The organism is Parasphingopyxis algicola (assembly GCF_013378075.1).
Lineage (GTDB): Bacteria > Pseudomonadota > Alphaproteobacteria > Sphingomonadales > Sphingomonadaceae > Parasphingopyxis > Parasphingopyxis algicola.
In genome coordinates this window covers 1,435,863-1,455,260 of record NZ_CP051131.1, presented here as the reverse complement: position 1 = coordinate 1,455,260, position 19,398 = coordinate 1,435,863, and the positions used below count along the sequence as shown (strand labels likewise).

Annotated in this window: 15 protein-coding genes; 10 read left to right on the top strand and 5 right to left on the bottom strand. The window is 64.5% G+C overall.

The window, feature by feature from the left end; all coding sequences use genetic code 11:
* Positions 1–11 precede the first annotated feature (11 nt).
* Entirely contained in the window at positions 12–905 is an 894-nt protein-coding gene (gene lepB / locus HFP57_RS07210; protein ID WP_246263465.1) for a signal peptidase I, read from the bottom strand.
* Between the two features lie 146 nt (positions 906–1,051).
* On the opposite strand from lepB, the gene HFP57_RS07205 reads away from it, so the two are divergent.
* The 5 genes from HFP57_RS07205 (at position 1,052) to gorA (ending at position 6,905) form a co-directional block, all read left to right on the top strand.
* Positions 1,052–1,675, top strand: a complete 624-nt coding sequence (locus HFP57_RS07205) for an EF-hand domain-containing protein (RefSeq protein ID WP_176869152.1) — start codon at positions 1,052–1,054, stop codon at positions 1,673–1,675.
* Between the two features lie 138 nt (positions 1,676–1,813).
* Complete coding sequence (locus HFP57_RS07200) at positions 1,814–2,533, top strand: response regulator (RefSeq protein WP_176869151.1); 720 nt, start codon at positions 1,814–1,816, stop codon at positions 2,531–2,533.
* The gene (locus HFP57_RS07195; protein WP_176869150.1) at positions 2,530–3,885 is read left to right on the top strand and encodes a sensor histidine kinase; all 1,356 of its coding nucleotides are present in this window, start codon (positions 2,530–2,532) and stop codon (positions 3,883–3,885) included. Before HFP57_RS07200 ends, HFP57_RS07195 begins: the two co-directional genes overlap by 4 nt.
* Positions 3,886–3,930: 45 nt before the next feature.
* Positions 3,931–5,433, top strand: coding sequence for a glucose-6-phosphate isomerase (pgi, locus tag HFP57_RS07190; protein WP_176869149.1), 1,503 nt, complete (start codon positions 3,931–3,933; stop codon positions 5,431–5,433).
* A gap of 122 nt (positions 5,434–5,555) precedes the next feature.
* On the top strand, positions 5,556–6,905 hold the full coding sequence (gorA, locus tag HFP57_RS07185) for a glutathione-disulfide reductase (protein ID WP_176869148.1): 1,350 nt from the start codon (positions 5,556–5,558) through the stop codon (positions 6,903–6,905).
* A 9-nt stretch (positions 6,906–6,914) separates the two neighbouring features.
* Here the strand turns inward: gorA and HFP57_RS07180 are convergent, their stop codons facing one another.
* Together HFP57_RS07180 and HFP57_RS07175 are read right to left on the bottom strand one after the other, a co-directional pair.
* Positions 6,915–7,823, bottom strand: coding sequence for a sulfotransferase domain-containing protein (locus HFP57_RS07180; RefSeq protein WP_218135080.1), 909 nt, complete (start codon positions 7,821–7,823; stop codon positions 6,915–6,917).
* A 72-nt stretch (positions 7,824–7,895) separates the two neighbouring features.
* Entirely contained in the window at positions 7,896–9,029 is a 1,134-nt protein-coding gene (locus tag HFP57_RS07175) for an NAD(P)/FAD-dependent oxidoreductase (protein ID WP_176869146.1), read from the bottom strand.
* A gap of 86 nt (positions 9,030–9,115) precedes the next feature.
* Between HFP57_RS07175 and HFP57_RS07170 the strand changes: the two genes are divergently transcribed.
* On the top strand, positions 9,116–10,132 hold the full coding sequence (locus HFP57_RS07170) for an SDR family oxidoreductase (RefSeq protein ID WP_176869145.1): 1,017 nt from the start codon (positions 9,116–9,118) through the stop codon (positions 10,130–10,132).
* 161 nt (positions 10,133–10,293) lie between these two features.
* On the opposite strand, the gene HFP57_RS07165 is transcribed toward HFP57_RS07170, so the two are convergent.
* Positions 10,294–11,133 carry a sterol desaturase family protein gene (locus HFP57_RS07165; protein WP_176869144.1) on the bottom strand — a complete coding sequence of 280 codons (840 nt, stop codon included), beginning with the start codon at positions 11,131–11,133 and terminating at the stop codon, positions 10,294–10,296.
* A gap of 73 nt (positions 11,134–11,206) precedes the next feature.
* On the opposite strand from HFP57_RS07165, the gene HFP57_RS07160 reads away from it, so the two are divergent.
* Positions 11,207–11,908 carry a Crp/Fnr family transcriptional regulator gene (locus tag HFP57_RS07160; protein ID WP_176869143.1) on the top strand — a complete coding sequence of 234 codons (702 nt, stop codon included), beginning with the start codon at positions 11,207–11,209 and terminating at the stop codon, positions 11,906–11,908.
* Here HFP57_RS07160 and acs read toward each other — a convergent pair.
* Positions 11,905–13,845: an acetate--CoA ligase gene (gene acs / locus HFP57_RS07155; RefSeq protein ID WP_176869142.1), complete on the bottom strand. Its 1,941-nt coding sequence runs from the start codon at positions 13,843–13,845 to the stop codon at positions 11,905–11,907. The two genes, HFP57_RS07160 and acs, sit on opposite strands and share 4 nt — an antisense overlap.
* Before the next feature lie 163 nt (positions 13,846–14,008).
* Here acs and HFP57_RS07150 point away from each other — a divergent pair, with 163 nt between their 5' ends.
* From HFP57_RS07150 to HFP57_RS07140, 3 genes are all read left to right on the top strand, one after another.
* Positions 14,009–14,791, top strand: a complete 783-nt coding sequence (locus HFP57_RS07150; protein WP_176869141.1) for a type II secretion system protein N — start codon at positions 14,009–14,011, stop codon at positions 14,789–14,791.
* 179 nt (positions 14,792–14,970) lie between these two features.
* A complete protein-coding gene (locus HFP57_RS07145; protein WP_218135079.1) occupies positions 14,971–16,524 on the top strand; it encodes a hypothetical protein in 1,554 nt (517 codons plus the stop codon).
* Positions 16,525–16,601: 77 nt separating this feature from the next.
* Positions 16,602–19,328, top strand: coding sequence for a TonB-dependent receptor domain-containing protein (locus tag HFP57_RS07140; protein WP_176869140.1), 2,727 nt, complete (start codon positions 16,602–16,604; stop codon positions 19,326–19,328).
* Positions 19,329–19,398 lie beyond the last annotated feature (70 nt).

The window sequence follows — 19,398 nt, the reverse complement described above, 5'->3', positions numbered from 1 at the left end:
CTTGCGCACCATCAAAAACCGCGGCCGATCCGGTTCCAGCGCGCGGCGCCGAACCAGCTGACAGGATTGGCCCAGCTGGCCGATCCGTCGGTCGACCAGAAGATGACCAGCGCCCGGCCGACGATATACTCCTCCGGCACGAGGCCGATCCCGCCGCCCGGCTCGGCGGGAAAACGGCTATCGGCGCTGCGGTCGCGATCGTCGCCCATCAGGAAATAGTGGCCGTCGGGCACGACGAACTCCGCCGTCGTATCCGCCATGCTGTCCCCGGCATCCAGCACGAGATAGCTGCGCCCGCCGGGCAGCGTTTCACGGTAGCGGGGCGTGTAACAGACCAGCGACCCCTCATCGGCGCTTTCGAGACGGCCGTTGCCGCCGGGCCGGGTCGCGCAGCCGCTCGCATCGTCGACGGGTTCGGCGAATTCGGCGACTTCCTCGCGGGCGACCGCTTCGCCGTTCAGATGCAGTTCGCCGCCGATCATCCGGATGCGATCGCCGGGGAGGCCGATCACGCGTTTGATGTACGCGCTCGCAGGATCGGCCGGCGAGCGGAAGACGATGATGTCGCCGCGGCTTGGCCGACCGTTGCCGATCCGGCCGTCGATGAAATCCGGCGCGAGAGGGAAGCTGTAGCGCGAATAGCCATAGGGCCATTTTGCGACGAACAGATAGTCGCCGACGAAGAGCGTGGGGGTCATCGACCGCGATGGGATATTGAACGGTGCGATGACGAGGCTGCGCAGCGCCAGCGCGAGGATCGCCAGCGAAAGGATAAAGCGCACCCAGCCCCATAGCGTCCGGCGAGGACGCAGGGCGGGATAGGGTTGCGGCGATCCGTCGCCGGTCTTCTCGTCAAGTTCCCTGAGCATCGCCCGCGATGTCGACGAGACGCGGGTTTCGGTCAAGTCCCGAAGCCTCGATGCGATTCTGCGACATTTTGCGACACTTTTCTCGCGATCCGACAAAGGCCTGCGACATTCGCCGCCTATTCCGGTGGCCAAGGCGGGACGAATGCCGCCGAACCGGATTGTACAGAGTAAGGAGAATCCCGATGAAGAAGAAGATATTGATCGTTTCGAGCGCCGCCGCCCTTGCGGTCGCCGGCGCCGCCATCGCCCAGCCGCACGGCATGCGCGCCGATGCCGATGGCGACGGCAATCTGACCCGCGCCGAGCTCAATGCCGCGATCGATGAGCGTTTCGCCCGGGCCGACGTCAATGGCGACGGCGCCATCGACGAAGCCGAGCGCACCACGATGCGCGAAGAACGCCGTGCGCGCCGCGCCGAGCGCCGGGCGGAGCGGGGTCAGAATGGCCGGCGTGGCGGCCGGATGGCGCGGCTGGACGCCAATGGCGACGGCGTGATTACCCGCGACGAGGTGCCGGGCGAACGCGGTCTCGCCATGTTCGACCGGGTCGATAGCAATGGTGATGGGCAGATCGATCAGGCAGAACGCGAGCAGATGCGCGAACGCCATCGCGAACGCCGGGCCGAGCGGCGGGCCAATCGCCCGAACCCCGATGCCAATGGCGACGGTCTGATCACGCGGGACGAGATTGCCGCGCGCGCCTTCGCCCGGTTCGACCAGGCCGATGCCAATAACGACGGAACGGTCACCCGCGAAGAGCGTCGCGCCGCCCGGGCTGCCCGCCGTGCCGAACGGCAGGGCGGCTAGGTCCGAGAGGTTCAACCATGCCGCGCGCCTTGCCCCTCCCATTTCGGGGCGCGTGGCGAATGGCGGGCAACCGGTGGCTTCCCTGGCCGGTTGCCCGTCATGTCGCATAAGCGATTTGGCCGCGCTATGCTCGGCTCGATGACCGGCAACCCTCATCTCCTGCTCGTCGAGGACGAGCGCAGCATTCGCGAACCGCTCGCCGCGTTTCTCGGCAAGAACGGTTATCGCGTAACCGAAGCCGCCGATGCCGAAACGGCGCGGCAGAAGCTTGCCGCCTATGCGATCGACTGCGTGATTTCCGATATCATGATGCCGGGCGAGGACGGCCTCAGCCTGACGCGGCACATCCGGGCGACGAGCGAAACCCCGGTCATCCTGCTGACCGCCAAATCCGAAGAGACCGAACGGATCATCGGCCTCGAAATGGGCGCGGACGATTATGTCGTGAAACCCTTCTCGCCGCGCGAGCTGTTGGCGCGGGTCAAGGTGATCCTGCGCCGGGCCGGGGCGGGTGGCGTGCATCAGCGCGCACCCGACCAGCAAAGCTACGGCTTTGGCGGCTGGGTGCTGAAAGCGGGAGAGCGCGCGCTCGTCGATCGCGACGGCGTTTCGGTCGCCCTTTCGACCGGCGAATATCAGCTGCTGCTCGCGCTCGTGACGCATCCCCAGCAGGTGCTCTCGCGCGACCAGCTGCTCGACCTGACCCAGGGGCGCGAGGCGCATGCTTTCGACCGGGCCGTCGACAACCAGGTCAGCCGCTTGCGCCGCAAGATCGAGCGGGATCCGAAATCGCCCGAACTGATCAAGACAGTCTGGGGCGGAGGCTATACGCTGGCGACGGACGTCACCCGACTATGAAAGCGTTGTGGCCCAAGAGCCTGTTCGGGCAGCTGATGCTGCTCGTCGCGCTGGCGCTGTTCGTCGCGCAGGCGATCAATTTCGCGATGCTCGTTCGCGCCGGCGAGCGGCTGCGTTTCGCCGAAGCCGCCGGCCCGGTCATCGCACGGGTCGTCACCGTGGCCGAGCGGCTGGAAACGGGCGAACCCGTCCTGCCGCAGCGGTTTCGGCGCCGTGCCTTCGTGCGCATCGACGACCGAAGCGCTGTTCGCACGGAATCTCATGATCGTGTGCCAACATATGAGCAACGGCTGGCAAGTGGTTTGGAAACGGCGGGTTTTTCGCCTCTTGTTGTCGAGGTCGGGCGGGTGGACGTTGCCCGGATGCCGCCGCCTCGCCGGTTCGAACGGAGAATGAACCATCGCCGCCCGCCAGACATATTGCGGGTTTCGGCCCAGCTGCAGGACGGACGCTGGATCAACAGCTGGATGCGTATCCGGCCCGGCGGCATCGGTGCGCTGATCTCGATCATCGCGCAGACGGTAATCCTGTATGGCGTATTGCTGTTCGTGCTGTTCCTGTTCGCGCGCCGCGTCTCGCGTCCGCTGCGGTCGCTGACAGGCGCGGTCCGGGATTTCAGCGACGGGACGGATGCGGCTCCGGTCCCGGTCGAAGGCCCGCGCGACGTCGCCAGCCTGATCGAGGCGTTCAACGCGATGCGCGTGCGGATCGCCGCGATGCTGGGCGAGAAGGATCATATGCTCGGCGCCATCGGTCATGATCTGCGCACGCCGCTGGCGGCGCTGCGTATCCATGCCGAAAATGTGCCCGACGAAGCCGAGCGCCGACGGATGGTCGAGACGATCGCCGACATGACGGAGACGCTCGACGATATCCTGTCGCTCGCCCGGCTCGGCCGGCCCAATGCGGAATCCGAACCGCTCGATCTCACCGCACTCGTCGACAGCGCGATCGAGGATTTTCGCGATGTCGGCGCGCCCGTCGAACTGGAGGATAGCGAGCGGCTGGTGGTCAATGGCCGCGCCAATCTGCTCAAGCGCGCGATCCGCAACCTGATCGACAATGCGGTCCGTTATGGGGGCAGCGCGACCGTGCGCCTGCGCCGATCCGACGGCACGGTCGTGATTGAAGTCGACGACGAGGGGCCGGGGATCGACGAGGCGGCATTGGAATCGGTGTTCGAACCCTTTGCCCGGCTGGAAGGATCGCGCAATCGCGAACAAGGCGGCTCGGGTCTCGGGCTGGCGCTGGCCCGCGCGATCGTCCGCGAGCATGGCGGAGAGCTGAATCTGGAAAACCTGTCCGGCCACGGACTCAAAGCCTGTCTTTCGCTGCCACTGCGGGACGAATGAGCCAAGGCGCTTGCCGCCGTCCCGTCGGCACGCCAGAAGGGCGCCATGTCCGATACCGCTACCGCCTGGCAGGCGATTGAACATTCCGAACCCGAACGCCTCGAGGCATTGTTCGAATCCGATCCCGACCGGCTCGACCGGCTGACGATCGAAGAAGCCGGCCTCTATTTCGATTTCGCCAAGACTCATCTGGAGGCCGGGTTGATCGACAAGTTCGTCGCCCTGGCCGACGCAGCCGATCTGGCGGGCAAGCGCGACGCGCTGTTTGCTGGCGAGCCGGTGAACGCAAGCGAGGGCCGGGCGGCCGAACATATGGCGCAGCGCGGGCAGGGGGCGCCCGAAAGCGTCGCGCTGGCCAATGCGCTGCACATGCGAATGCGGGCGCTGGTCGACGCCATCGAAGCCGGCGCGATGGGCGAGATCCGCCATGTCCTGCATCTCGGCATTGGCGGGTCGGCGCTCGGGCCGGATTTTGTAATAGACGCGCTGGGGCGGGAGGAGCCGGCCCATGACGTCGCGGTCGTTTCGAATGTCGATGGCGCCGCGCTCGAAACGCCGTTCACGCTGTTCGATCCCGAATATACGCTGGTCGTTATCGCCTCGAAAAGCTTCACGACGGCGGAGACCATGCTCAACGCGCAGAGCGCGATTCAGTGGATGCGCAATGCGGGCATCGCCGATCCTTTCGGCCAGATGGTCGCGCTGACCGCCGAACCGGACAAGGCGGTCGAATTCGGCATCGACCAGACGCGCGTGCTGCCTTTCCCCGAAACCGTCGGCGGCCGCTATTCGCTCTGGTCGTCGATCGGCTTTCCGATCGCGCTGGCGCTGGGCTGGGAAGCGTTCGAACAGCTGCTCGAGGGCGCGGCGGCGATGGACCGGCATTTCCGGCTCGCCGAGTGGCGCGAGAATGCGCCCGTCCTCGCCGCCTTCGCCGATCTCTATTACACACAGGTGCGGGGCGCGGAAACGCGCGCGGTGTTCGCCTATGACGAGCGGCTGCGGCTGCTCCCGCCCTATCTCCAGCAGCTTGAGATGGAATCGAACGGCAAGGCGGCGACCGCGGACGGAAAACCGCTGGACCGGACCTCCGCGTCGATCGTCTGGGGCGGCGTGGGTACCGACGCCCAGCATGCGGTGTTCCAGCTGCTTCACCAGGGCACCCATCTCGTGCCGGCCGAATTCGTCGCGGTCGCCGAAGCGCACGACCATCGCGATCCCGCGCATCACGAGCAGTTGCTGGTCAACTGTTTCGCGCAAGGCGCGGCGCTGATGAGCGGCCGGCCGTCCGACGATCCGGCTCGCCATTTCCCGGGCGACCGGCCATCGAGCACGATTCTGCTCGAGCGGCTCGATCCGGCCGATCTCGGCGCGCTGCTCGCCTTTTACGAGCACCGGACCTTCGTCAACGCGGCGCTGCTCGGCATCAATCCGTTCGACCAGTTCGGCGTGGAGCTCGGCAAGGATATCGCGCGGGCGATTGCGGAGGACGAAGAGGCGCTGGAACTCGACGCTTCGACGCGCGCCCTGATCGAGCGCGCGCTGTGATACAGATCGCGACATCTTCTCGGCGAGTGGAGCGATCACTCTGATCGGCAAACTCCGCTTGTGCGTAACCCTTTGCCTACCCAGATCGAACCCCGACCAGATATCAAGAACAGGAAATTCCGATGGCCGAATTTGACTATGACCTTTTCGTAATCGGCGCGGGCTCGGGCGGCGTCCGCGCCGCGCGGGTTTCGGCGGCTTTTGGCGCGAAAGTGGCGATCGCCGAGGAGCACAAGGTGGGCGGCACCTGCGTGATCCGCGGTTGTGTACCCAAAAAGCTGCTCGTCTATGGCGCGCATTTCGCCGAGGATCTGAAGGACGCGCGGAAATTCGGCTGGAAACTCGACGGCAAGCCGGATTTCGACTGGGCGACCTTGCGCGACAATGTGCTGGCCGAGGTCGACCGGATCAACGGCGCCTATACCGATACGCTCGAAAACCATGATGTCGAAATCTTCAAGGAACGCGCTACGATCGAAGGCCCGAACAGCGTCAAGCTGGCGAGCGGCGAGACCAGGACGGCGAAACATATCCTCGTCGCGACCGGCGCCTGGCCGCATATGCCGGAATTCCAGGGCAGCGAACATGCGATCAGCTCGAACGAGGTCTTTCATCTCGAAAAACTGCCCGGGCGCGTGCTGATCGCCGGCGCCGGCTATATCGCCAACGAGTTCGCCGGCATCTTCAACAAGCTCGGCAGCAAGGTGACGCTGGTCAACAGGTCCGACGTCATCCTGCGTCAATATGACCAGTCCATCCGCGACCGGCTGCTCCAGATCTCGATGACCAAGGGCATCGATTTCTGCTTCAATGCCGAGTTCGAATATATCGAGAAACAGGAGGACGGCTCGTTTCTCGTCAAGGTGACGGGCGAGGAGGAGAAGGAAGTCGACCTCATCCTCATCGCGACCGGGCGGCGGCCCAAGACCGAAGGGCTCGGGCTCGATGCGGCCGGGGTCGCGCTCGACGACAAGGGTGCGATCAAGGTCGACGAGTACAGCAAGACCAATGTCGACAGCATCTACGCCGTCGGCGACGTTACCGATCGCGTCCAGCTCACGCCCGTTGCGATCCGCGAGGGCCATGCGTTCGCCGAGACGGTGTTCAACGACAATCCGTCGACCGTCGATTATGACTGCATCCCGTCGGCCGTGTTCAGCCACCCGCCGCTTGCCGGTGTCGGGATGACCGAGGGCGAAGCGAGAAACCAGCTCGGCTCGGTCAAGGTCTATCAATCCGATTTCCGGGCGATGAAGAATGTGCTCGCCGAACGCAACGAGCGCGCGCTCTACAAGATGATCACCGATGCCGATACCGACCGGATCGTCGGCCTGCACATGATCGGCCCCGACGCGCCGGAAATCCTGCAGGCGGCCGCGGTGGCCGTGAAGGCGGGTCTGACCAAGACCGATTTCGACAATGTCGTCGCGCTCCACCCGACGATGGCGGAAGAACTGGTTTTGTTGCGTTAGGGCGGAGAGCTATTCGCGCATCTCTCCCGTTGCGAGCCAGTGGGCGCAGTCTTCGCCCAGTTCCTCGACCGCCTTGGCCTCATAGGCTTCGGAATCGGTTTGCGGGAGCATGTCGCGCCAGCGCCCGTTCGTCCCCTTGTGAATGAACGTCTTGCCGCCGCCCTGCCAGACCGAGCCGTTGAGCGGCGCTGCTGCGTCGGCATTGGCTTTCATATAGTCGAAGCCGCAATGGTCGATCAGGACGGGCCAGAGCGAATCGTCGATCTCGATGTCGAGGAAATCGGCGATCCGCCGCATCTCGCCCTCGAGATCGGCCTTCAGCTCCGCGAAGTGGACGAGCCGGACATTCGGAAGGTCGCGAATCTCCCACCAGGTACGGATATTCTCCCAGAAAGACCACCAAGGCGCCCCGTCCTCGGCGAGCCAGGTACGGAAGACCTCGCAGACATCGTCGGACAGGCGCGGCATCGGCGGCCCGACGCGACCCGGCGTATCGTTGAGGAGGTCATAAAGCTTGTCGTTGGCATTGCGAAAATGGTGGAAAAAGCTCCACACCACGTCGCGACCGTCGCGCGCCGCATAGAGATATCTGGCCTTCGGGCTGAACACGAGCGCGTCGACCGGCAGATGCGTCTTGAGAAATCGCCGATGGTCTTGCGTCTCGACAACCTCCAGCTTCACCTCCTTGGGCGGCACCCTGAGATCGAGCCAGGGCGACATGTCGGCGACCGGCAGCCCCTCTTCGCCGCGAAAGACGAGCTGCGCGACGATTTGCTGGAGCCAGGTCGTCCCCGACTTCGCATAGGTACCGATAATGATGTCGTCGTCGCGGAACTCGAAATCGTTCCATATCGTCGAATCGAAATGGTGGCTGTGCAGCTCGCGCGTTTTCTCCGGCCAGTTGATCGTCTCCGCCACGGCTTTTCCCCTCTTGCCAGTGGCCCATTTTACCATAACGCACGGGCCGACCCAAATTGGTCAGGCCCGAAATCAGTGCGCGAGCCGTTCGGCGGCGAGATCCGCCCGATCTACGCCCGCCGCTGCCAATGGCCCGGGCCAGTCGATTCCGAACAGCAGCGCTTCGGCCGCCATCGCCATGCCGGGCGAAGTTTGCAGGCCGAAACCGCCCTGGCCGGCAAGCCAGAAGAAACCGGGCGCGTCGGGCGCATATCCGGCGACCGGACTGTTATCGGGCGCGAACGTCCGGAGCCCCGACCATTTATGGTCGATCCGGCGGATCGGCATCGTCGTTGCCTGTTCGACATTCCAGGCGGCCAGCGCGACGGTTTCCTCGTCGGGCTGCGCATCGCGGGGTTCGCTCGCCGTTTCGTCCATCGGCGAGGCGAGCAGCCGACCCGATCCCTCTGGCAACATGTAGAAGCCCTTGCCGACCGTCTTGGTAAAGGGCCAGCCGGAAACGTCGATGCCCTCGGGCGGGCGGAAGGCGATAATCGTGCGTTTGAGCGGCGTGAGGCCGAGCGGTTCGACGCCCGCCATTACCGCTATCGTATCGGCCCAGGCCCCGGCGGCGTTCACGATCCGCCTGGCCGCATAGCTTTCGCCCGGCATATCGACGATCCAGCGCGCGCCGTCGCGGCGGATCGCCTCGACCGGCGCGTCGGCGACCAGCTCGCCCCCGGCATCGCGGAGCGCCCGGATATTGGCTTGCAACATCGCATCGCTGTCGAGCTTGTAGGCGTCGGGATCGTGGAGCCCTGCCGCGAAACCGCCGGCGCCCGTCTTCAGCACCGGCACGATCTCGCGCAGCGCGTCGCCAGCGATCCGCTCGGCATCGGGCGAATGGGCGAGGGTAGTCGCAGTCAGCCGGTCGAGCGTGTCTTTCTCTTCGGCCCGGGCGATGAAAAGGGCCGCCATGCGCCGGGCGAGCGGCGGATAACCGTCTACCGCCGGCGCCGCGAACACCGCCTTGCTCACCGCCGTCAGTTTGTGAACGAGCCCGTCGCCGATTCCGAAATGGCAGAAGGTCGCGCTGCGCCCCGAGGAGTGATAGCCGGGCGCGCCCTCGCGTTCGAGCACGACCGTCTCGCCATGTCTTGCGATCCGCGCGGCAGCGGACAGGCCCGCAATGCCGCCGCCGATCACCAGCGTCTCGATCGTCCGCACAGGCCGCGCTCCTTCGCTTGCTTGCGTTGCAAATAACTACTAATTTCGTTCCGTACCAAGAACGATAATCGATCAGGAGAGTAACAATGGCCGGAACCGTACTCGTCACCGGAGGCAGCGGCTATATCGCGGGCTTCACGATCCGTCAGCTTGTCGCCGAGGGCTGGACGGTTCGCACGACCATCCGTTCGCTCGCCAAGGAACAGCAGGTCCGCGATATCCTCAACGTTGACAACTCCAAGCTCAGCTTTTTCGAGGCGGACCTGACCGACGATGCCGGCTGGGCCGAGGCGATGAAGGGGTGCAGCCATGTCGCGCATCTCGCCTCGCCGCTTCCCGAAGCCTCGCCCAAAGACGAGAACGACCTGATCGTGCCAGCGCGCGACGGTGCGCTCCGGGCGCTGCGCTTCGCCAAGGAGGCGGGCGTGAAACGGGTCGTAATGACCTCGTCGATGGCCGCGATCGCCTATGGCGTCGATCGCGGCGTATATACGTTCAGCGAGAAGGACTGGACCAATCTCGAGCATCCGGACGTCTATCCATACGTCAAATCGAAGACGATCGCCGAGCGCGCGGCGCGCGACTGGATGGAAGCCAGTGGCGGTGACATGGAGTTCTGCACGATCAATCCGAGCATGGTGCTCGGGCCGATCCTCAGCCCGGATTTCTCGACGTCTCTGGAGGCGGTGAAAAAGATGATGGATGGCAGCTTCCCGGGCGCGCCCGATCTCGGCTTTTGCGTCGTCGATGTCCGCGACGTCGCCGACCTTCATGTCCGCGCGCTGACCGCGGCCAATATGGACGGCGAACGTTTCTTCGCGGCCGGCAAATTCTTCAAGCTCCACGATATCGCGATGGTGCTGAAGGACAGGCTCGGCGAGGAGGCGCGCAAGGTGCCGTCCCGCAAGCTCCCCGACTGGCTAATGAAGATCGTCGCGATCTGGGATCCGGTCGCCCGCCAGGTGAAGTCGGAACTCGGCAAGGTCCGCCATGCCGATGCGAGCCACGCCAGGGAAAAGCTCGGCTGGCAGACGCGCGACGAGGAACAGACGATCGTCGATACGGCGCGCAGTCTGATCGATAACGGCGTGGTCAGCACCTAGGGGTCAGCACCTAAGGGTCAGCGCCAAGGAGCAACAGCCCTCCGCAACCGGAAAGCAACCGCACCGGCCCGCACCCCCACCCGATTTCCCATTCAGGGTATACGATGGGAGATCGGGTACGGGCCGGTGCGGCGCTCGACCATAGGGTCGAGCATCGTAAACTATGCCAGCGCCATCTTTTCGGGCACCTCCGCCTCGGCTGAATTCCCCGTGCTGATCAGCGGCCAGACCAGCATCTCGCCGGTCGAGGTCGGCGGGAGATTCTCGACGCCATAGCTGTCGGGATAGCGGCGCGTGATCTTGGCCGTGCCGAACAGCACGTCCCAGAAGAAGAGCAGGTTTCCGAAATTGCCCTTATAGTTGGTTACCCCGTCGGCCTTGTGGCGGCCGTGATGCGCGTGGTGCGTCGACGGCGTCGAGATCGTCCGTTCGACGACCCACATGACGGGCGACAGCCAGGCGATCCTGTAGAGCGGCCGGTCCCAGGCGACATCGGAATGCGCGCCGATGATCACCGCCAGCTTCACGACGATATAGCCGGCATAGACATAGCCGAGACCGAGATAGACGAGCACGCCTGAGAACCAGATGCCGGGCATCGTCAGATAGTAGAAGAGGTTGTTCCGGTAGACGAGGCGGATGCTCATATAGCGCGCGTCGTGATGCGGGCGGTGCAGCTTGTAGAGCCAGGGGAAAGTGTGCGCCGCCCGGTGCCACCAATATTGCATCATATCGTCGAACAGGAGGAAAAGCCCGATGGCGGCGAGTATGGGGATACCCGCGAGCGCGCCCGCATATTGCGGCGCGATCGCACCGGCGAGCCAGGCGGAGCTGAACAGGATCAGGGGCTGGGTGACGAAGAGGAGAACCACCGTGCTGACCGCTTCGACGATCCCGTCGCCGGTCGTCTGCTCGGGCTTGCTGAACAGGCCGGTGCGCGCCAGTTCGATCAGCGCGAAGCCGAGATAGATGGCCAATATGGCGATCGTGCTGGTTTGCATCGCACCCTCTTCCTTGTCTTTCGAGCCGATTCGTAGCAGGAAGCGCCATCATGAACTGCAAAGAAATTGGCAATTGAGCGACGCGGCGCTTTCGCCGTTACTCGGCCAGTTCATCGGCCGGATGCCGCCCGCCTTGCGCGCGGCGGTCGAGGCGGCCGGGGTGCTGGTGCGCTATCCGGACGGTGCGACGATTCACCAGCGCGGCGACCGCAAGCCCGGCCTGTCCATCGTCAGCGAAGGCACGGCCCGGCTCAGCACGACGGATGCCGAGGGCGAGCGCTCGACCTATATCGAAATGAAGGCAGGCGACAGTTTTGGCGAGATGACGCTGTTTCTCGACATTCCCCGGGCGATGGATGCGGTTGCGGTGGGCGAGACGGTCATCCGGGAGGTCTCGCGCGATCGTTTTACAAGGCTCCTCGATCAACAGCCGGCGCTGCGCGATCATCTGCTCGTCACGCTCGCCAGCCAGTTATCGTTGGCGCTCGAACGGCTCGACGATCAGCGCCGCCTCCCGGCCGCCGTGCGGCTGGCGAAAACCCTGATCGTAATGGCGGAACGGGACGGGGCAGGGCATGTCGCGCGCGGCAGCCAGTCGGGGCTCGCCGAAGCGATTGCGACCAGTCGGGTGACGGCTGGCAAGGCGTTGGCCGAGCTGGCCGACGCGGAGCTCGTCGAGACCGGTTATCGCACCGTGCATATCCCGGACATCGCGGCGCTCGAAGACTGGATCGCCGAACGCAGCGTCGTGTCGCCGCTCGTCGAGCCCGACTAGCCGACCCGGTTCGCCACCAGTTCGTCGACCACCGCGGGTTCGGCCAGGGTGCTGGTATCGCCCAGACTGCTCATATCGCCTTCCGCGATCTTGCGCAGGATGCGCCGCATGATCTTGCCGGAGCGGGTCTTGGGCAGGGCGGGGGTGAACTGGATCGCATCGGGCGAAGCGATCGGACCGATCTCGGTCCGCACCCAGCTCACCAGCTCCTTGCGCAGTTCCTCGCTCGGTTCGGTATGCGCGTTGAGCGTGACATAGGCGTAGATGCCCTGACCTTTCACGTCGTGCGGCATGCCGACGACGGCGGCTTCCGACACATCCTTGTGCAGAACGAGCGCGCTTTCGACTTCCGCGGTGCCCATCCGGTGGCCCGAAACGTTGATCACATCGTCGACCCTCCCGGTGATCCAGTAATAGCCATCCTCGTCCCGCCGGCAGCCGTCGCCGGTAAAATATTTGCCGGGGAAGGTCGTGAAATAGGTGTCGAAGAAGCGGGCATGGTCGCCATACACGGTACGCATCTGGCCGGGCCAGGAGCGCGCGATGCACAGATTGCCTTCGGTCGCGCCGTGCAGCACTTGTCCCTCGCCATCGACGATCTGCGGCTCGATGCCGAAAAAGGGCTTGGTTGCGCTGCCGGGCTTGAGGTCCGTTGCACCAGGCAGCGGCGTGATCATCGCGCCGCCGGTTTCGGTCTGCCACCAGGTGTCGACGATCGGGCAGCGGCCCTCGCCTACGACATTGTAATACCACCGCCAGGCTTCGGGATTGATGGGCTCGCCGACCGTTCCGAGCAATCGGATGCTGGCCCGGCTCGTCTGCTTCACATAGTCGTCGCCTTCACGCATCAGTGCGCGCAGCGCGGTCGGCGCAGTGTAGAGGATTTCGACATCGTGCCGGTCGGCAACTTCCCAGATGCGGCTCGGCGTCGGCCAGTTGGGGACGCCCTCATACATGAGCGTCGTCGCGCCGTTCGCGAGCGGCCCGTAGACGATATAACTGTGGCCGGTGACCCAGCCGATATCGGCAGCGCACCAGTAGATCTCGCCCGGATTGTAATCGAACACATATTTGTGCGTGAGCGACGCCCAGAGCAGATAGCCGCCGGAGGTGTGGAGTACGCCCTTGGGCTTCCCGGTCGATCCCGACGTGTAGAGGATGAAGAGCGGGTCCTCCGCGCCCATCGTCTCGGGCGGGCATTCGCTGTCCACCGTCTCGGCGGCCTCGTGATACCAGACGTCGCGCCCGTCGGTCATGTCGACCGCGCCGCCCGTCGCCCGGATGGTGATGACCTTTTTGAGGCTGCTCACCTGTTCGGCCGCCCTGTCGACATTCGCCTTGAGCGCGACCCGTTTGCCGCCGCGCCGGCCTTCGTCGGCGGTGATGACATGGCTGCTGTCGCAATCGGTGATCCGGCCCGCCAAGGCGTCGGGCGAGAAGCCGCCGAACACGACCGAATGGATCGCGCCGATCCGCGCACAGGCGAGAACCGCGAATGCCGCCTCGGGGATCATCGGCATATATACGGTCACCCGGTCGCCGCGCCGCACCCCCTCCTGTTTCAGGACATTGGCGAACCGGCAGACCTCGTTGTGCAGTTGACGGTAGGTAAAGCGTTTCGGTTCCTCGGCGGGATCGTCGGGCTCCCAGATGATGGCGACATCCTCGCCCCGTTCGGGAAGGTGGCGATCGATGCAATTGGCTGAAACGTTGAGCTGTCCGTCGGTGAACCAGTTGATGTGGAAGTCGCTGGCGTCGAAGCTCCAGTCGCCGGATATCTCGGGACGCTTGATCCAGTCGAGCGTGCGGGCCTGTTCGAGCCAGAAGGTGCCGGGGTCTGCGAGCGAGCGGCCGTATAGCAGCTCATATTCCGCCTCGTCCGCATGGGCCCGTTTCGCCCATTGCGCCGGAACCGGGAAAACATCTTGCTCGCTCACCTGTCAGTCTCCCTATGCATACGGGCCCGTAGTGCAGGCTGGGCGGGGGAGATGGCAAGCCCGTTTTCGCGGTTGCCGGTCTGGCCGGCGGTGTGCGGGTTGCTTTCTGTCATCACATCGTCATCTCTTGACCCTAGCAACCGCGCGCCGAGGAGAATCCAGCATGGCTGAGCAGCGGCCCGGCCTTTTCCAATTCGATCGCAACGCTGCGACCTCGCCGCGCCGCCTGGCCATTCTGGTTGGTGGCGGTGCGATCGCGCTTCTGCTTCTCCTCTGGCTGTTCAGCGGCGATGATGCGGCTCGGCCGGCGGACACGCCGCCGCCGGCCGCCGCACCCGCCGCGCCGCCAATCCCGCCTTCCGCCGTCGCGCCGCCACTGGCATCCGGCTCGGCTTCGGTCGCCGAACTGCGCCTGCACGGCGTGATGGGATCCGGGGAGGCAGCCGCGGCGATCGTCTCGACGGGCGCCGGGCCGCAGCGGCTGGTGCGGGTGGGCCGCGATGTTGCGCCGGGCGTTCCGCTGCTCGCCGTCGCGGGCGATCATATTCTCGTGCGCGAGCGCGGCCGCGAAGTGCGGCTGGCCTTTGCCGAGGAGGATATGGTTGCGCGCCCGACATCGGCTGCCGCGCCCGGGACAGGCTCCCGATTCGCTCCCCGCGGCAGCGAAGCGGAGCGGCGCGAGGCGCGGGAATATCAGGCGGCGCTTGCGCCGTACCGTATCAACGGACGTCATGCGGGCTATCGGTTTCGCGAAGGCCGGATGCCGGACATGTTTCGCGACGCCGGTCTGCAGGATGGCGACGTGGTCGTGCGAGTCGGCGGACTCGGGCTCGAAGATGCCGACGCTGTCGCGGGAATCCCACGGCGCATTCGTCAGCGCGGGCGGGTCGAAATCGAAATATTGCGCGACGGCACGCCACAAACGATTATCATGGATGCTCGCTAGCGCAGCATATTAGCGGGCCCGTAAGCTTTGTGACATTTTCGTTTCGGCGGGTGTCATAAAAGCACAAAGAGTCCGTCATCAAGGAATCACACGCTCCCCATAGACGCAGCACCGGAACCCGCCGGCTCCCATAGCTCGCGGTTCGTCACGGCTAATTTCGGTCCAAAGGGGTTTTCTACATGTCACGTACTCGCATCATGCTCATGATGAGCGCCGCTATTCCGCTTGCCGCCTGCGGCGCCGACGATGTCGCATCGCCCGGCGAAGGCAATATTGTCGTCGTAACGCCGTCGACACCGGCGCCGCCGCCTCCGCCGCCCCCGCCCTCTGGCCCGGCCCCTTCGACCGAACGTTTCGCCTCGATCACCCCGGCCGCGGACTGCCCGATGGGGACGACCAATGACGGCACGATCGACGGTGACGACGACGGCACGGTCGATTTCCGCATCTGCCGGATTGGCGGGACGATCACGGGTACGGTCAGGCTGGAGAAGCTCGACGGCGTCGTCTACTCGCTCAACGGCCGCGTCGATGTCGGCGTCGATGTGGGTGGTGACGGCCTGGCGGCCGGCGGCACGCAGGGCATTCTCAACATCGATCCCGGCGTCGTCGTGATCGGCGCCGGTACGGCTGACTTCCTGGTCGTGCAGCGCGGTTCGCAGCTGAACGCCATCGGCACCCAGACGCAGCCGATCACCTTTACGGCGCGTGCCAATTTCCAGAACGAGACGGACGGTTCGGGGACGGTCAACGAGGACTCGATCGGCCTGTTCGGCGGTCTCGTCATCCTCGGCCGCGCCCCGATCAACGACTGCGACGGGACGGCGACCGGCGGCGCCGCCGATTGCCAGACCGAAATCGAAGGCACGTCCGGCGCCTTTTACGGCGGCGATCAGGCCGCAGACGACAGCGGTACGTTGCGCTATGTCCAGGTCCGCTATCCGGGTTTCGAGGTCAGCACCGGCAATGAGCTGAACGGCATCTCGCTGGGCGGCGTCGGCAGCGGTACCGAGATCAGCTACGTCCAGGTTCACAACAGCTCGGACGACGGCTTCGAATGGTTCGGCGGGACCGTGAACGGGGATCACCTCGTCGTCACCGGCGCCGACGATGACAGTCTCGACGTCGATAGCGGCTATGTCGGCGTCAACCAGTTCATCATCGTGCGCCAGCGCGCGGCCGGCGGCGATCACTTCATCGAAGCCGATTCGCGCTTCGACGATCTGCCGCGTTCGGATCCGACCTTTGCCAACTTCACCTTCTACGGCGGAGGGGGCAGCACCGACTTCGGCGTTCTGATCCGCGAGGGGATCGGCGGCCAATATTGGAACGGTGTCATCACCGGCAGTGCGGAATGTCTGAATGTCGCCGATCAGGAGACGATCGACGATGGCATGCCCGACTTCCAGTCGGTCGTGATCGACTGCCCGACGGCCTTCGGCAGCGAAGGCGATATCTCGGCAGCCGACATCCAGACCTTGTTCAACATGGGTGCCAATAACGATGCTTCGTTCACCACCTCGTTGACGGACGGGTTCGTCAACGGGCCGAACGAAGACGCGGTCACCGCCTTCACCGATCCGTCGATCGATACGGTCGATTATATCGGTGCGGTGGACCAGGCCGCGGCGACGCCCTGGACGCAGGACTGGACGTGCGGCCTGTTCGGATCGGACGATCAGGACACCGGCAGCGCGACGCTCTCCTGCCTGGTCACGCCCTTCTACGGCTAACCCGCGATCATGCGCGGGCGGCGGCCAGTTCCGGCCGTCGCCCCGTCATGTTTCCACACGCTTTGAAGAGAGTCGCCATGACCAAGACATTGAAGCTCGCGGGCCTCCTGCTCGTATCGAGCGCGCTGACTGCACCGGCAGCCGTCGCGCAGACCGTAGGACCGGTCGACGAGGCTGCCGAAACCGAAACGCCCGACGAGGATGAAACCCGGGACGATGTCGATATCTCGACCGGCGGCGGCAGCGGTACGCCCATCGTCGTGACCGGCCGGTACATACCCGAGCCGATTCGCGAATCCTCCGAAGTGCTTTCGGTCCTGTCGACCGAAGACCTGGCCCGGACGGGCGAGGGAGATGCCGCGGGCGCCCTCCAGCGCGTTTCGGGTCTCAGCCTGGTCGGCGGCCGGTTCGTCTATGTCCGCGGTCTCGGCGAACGCTATTCGCTGGCGCTGCTCAACGGATCGCCCCTGCCGTCGCCCGAACCATTGAAGCGCACGGTTCCGCTCGATCTCTTCCCGACGAGCATTCTTGCGAGTTCGCTGGTCCAGAAGACCTATTCGGTCAATTATACGGGCGAATTTGGCGGCGGCGTGATCAATCTCACGACCCGCGCGGTACCCGACGAGCCCTTCATCACGTTCAGCGGCAGCGTGAGCGGGAACTCCGAAACCACGCTGGAAACCGGTTATACCTATTATGGCAGCGACACGGACTGGACCGGATTCGACGATGGCACGCGCGACATCCCGACGATCGTGCAGACCGCACTCGACAGCGGCGTACGCATCCGTTTCGACCAGCCCGAGTTCAGCGATCCGTCGGCTCCCGGCTTCGTGGCCGACATCGCGGATATCTCGCGCAGCTTCCAGAACGCCAATATCAACCTCGTGCAGCGCAACGACGACATACCGTTCAACGGGAGCGTCAACGTTACCGGCGGCACCTATATCGATATCGGCAGCGATTTCCGGCTCGGTTTCGTGGCGACGGCCGGCTGGGACAATAGCTGGGAAACCCGCGGCGGCCTCCGTCAGCAGGGCGAATTCACCAATGACGACCAGACGATCACGCCCAACGTTTCCGATTATCGCTTTCTGTCGACGCAAAACCGGATCGTCGTGAACGGCCTGGTCGGGATCGGCGCCGAATTCGGCGAGCACCAGATCCGTTTCACGAACCTGTATATCCGCGACACCGCGAAGGAAGCGCGGATCAGCACATCGGTAAGCCCGGTCCGCAACACCGGCCGGATCCAGAACAACCAGAACACCGAATGGTTCGAACGGCAGCTGATCAGCACCCAGCTGGTCGGCGAGTTCGAATTCGACAATCTCAATATCGATCTGCGCGGCAGTTACGCCAATGCGCAGCGCGAAGCGCCCTATGAGCGCGAGATCCAATATGCCTTCGATACGACCGCCAATGATTTCATCCATGATACGCGGACCGGCGGTCAGACGGATTTGTTGAGCTTTTCCAACCTCGACGACAATGTATACGGCGCGCAGATCGATCTGACCTACAGCGTTCCGACCGGGCGGCGCTTCGATATCAATGCGGGCTATGCCTATTATCTGAACGAGCGCGATTTCGAGCGGCGCGCTTTCCGCTTCGTCACCCAGCGGCAGGGCGGTCTGCCGTTCGAGGTGAGCCAGCTGCGCCCGGATTTCCTCTTTTCCGACGCGATCCTCGGCTTTTACGATATCTTCGTCGAGGAACGGACCGATGCACAGGGCGGCGATGCCTATACGGCCGAACTGGAAGTCCATGCCGGCTATGGCCAGCTGGACGTTGAGATTTTCGACGGTTTCAGCATCGCCGCCGGCGTCCGGTACGAAGATGCGACCCAGAGCGTGACGCCGCTTCCGTTCTTCGGTTTCGAGGTAAACCCGCTCTTCGTCGCACCGCCGCTCGACAATGACTATTGGCTCCCGGCGGCTACGCTGACCTGGAACTTCGCCGAGGACATGCAGTTGCGCCTCGGCGCCTCGCGGACGATCGGCCGGCCCCAGTTCCGCGAGCTCGCGGCGCCGTCCTATACCGACCCGGATAACGACCGCACCTTCCGCGGCAATCCGGGCCTGATCGACACCGAGCTGTTCAACGCCGAAGCGCGTTTCGAATGGTATTTCCAGCGCGACGAGCTGTTCAGCATCGCCGCCTTTTACAAGGATATCGACAACCCGATCGAGCAGCTGGCGACGAGCGGGGACAATGACATCAACGTCACCTTCCTCAACGCGCCGGCGGCGACGCTTTACGGTTTCGAGACGGAGCTGGTGAAATTCTTCCCGCTCTACGACTGGGGTGGGCTGTTCTCCTCGCGGCGGCTGCGTGCGCAGGTCAACTATACTTACACACAATCGGAAATCTCGGTGAGCGATGGCGACGCGGTCATCGTGCCGGGCTTCTCGGATCCGCAGCCGGCGACCAGCTATTTCATCGACGGCGTCGCCCTGACCGGCCAGTCGGACCATATCGTCAACCTGCAACTCAGCCTCGAGGATGAGGACCGGCTCTCGCAACAGTCGATCCTGTTGACCTATACCAGCGACCGGATCACCAACCGGTCGCCGATCGGCGACGCGCCGGATATCCGCGAGGAGGGCCGGATTCAGCTCGATTTCGTCTGGCGCCAGGCGCTCACCCTGTTCGGCCAGGAATTGCAGGCGACGCTCGAGGTTCGCAATATCCTCAACGAGGATTTCCGCGAATTCTATCGCGCGCCGGACGGCTCGACGATCGACGCATTGAGCTACGAACGCGGTCGCAGCGTCTCTTTCGGCCTCAGTACGACCTTCTAGGACCTGGTCACGGTCTCAGCGGAAGGGCGGGGAAGCATGCTTTCTCGCCCTTTTTTCGTCGATTTTCCGG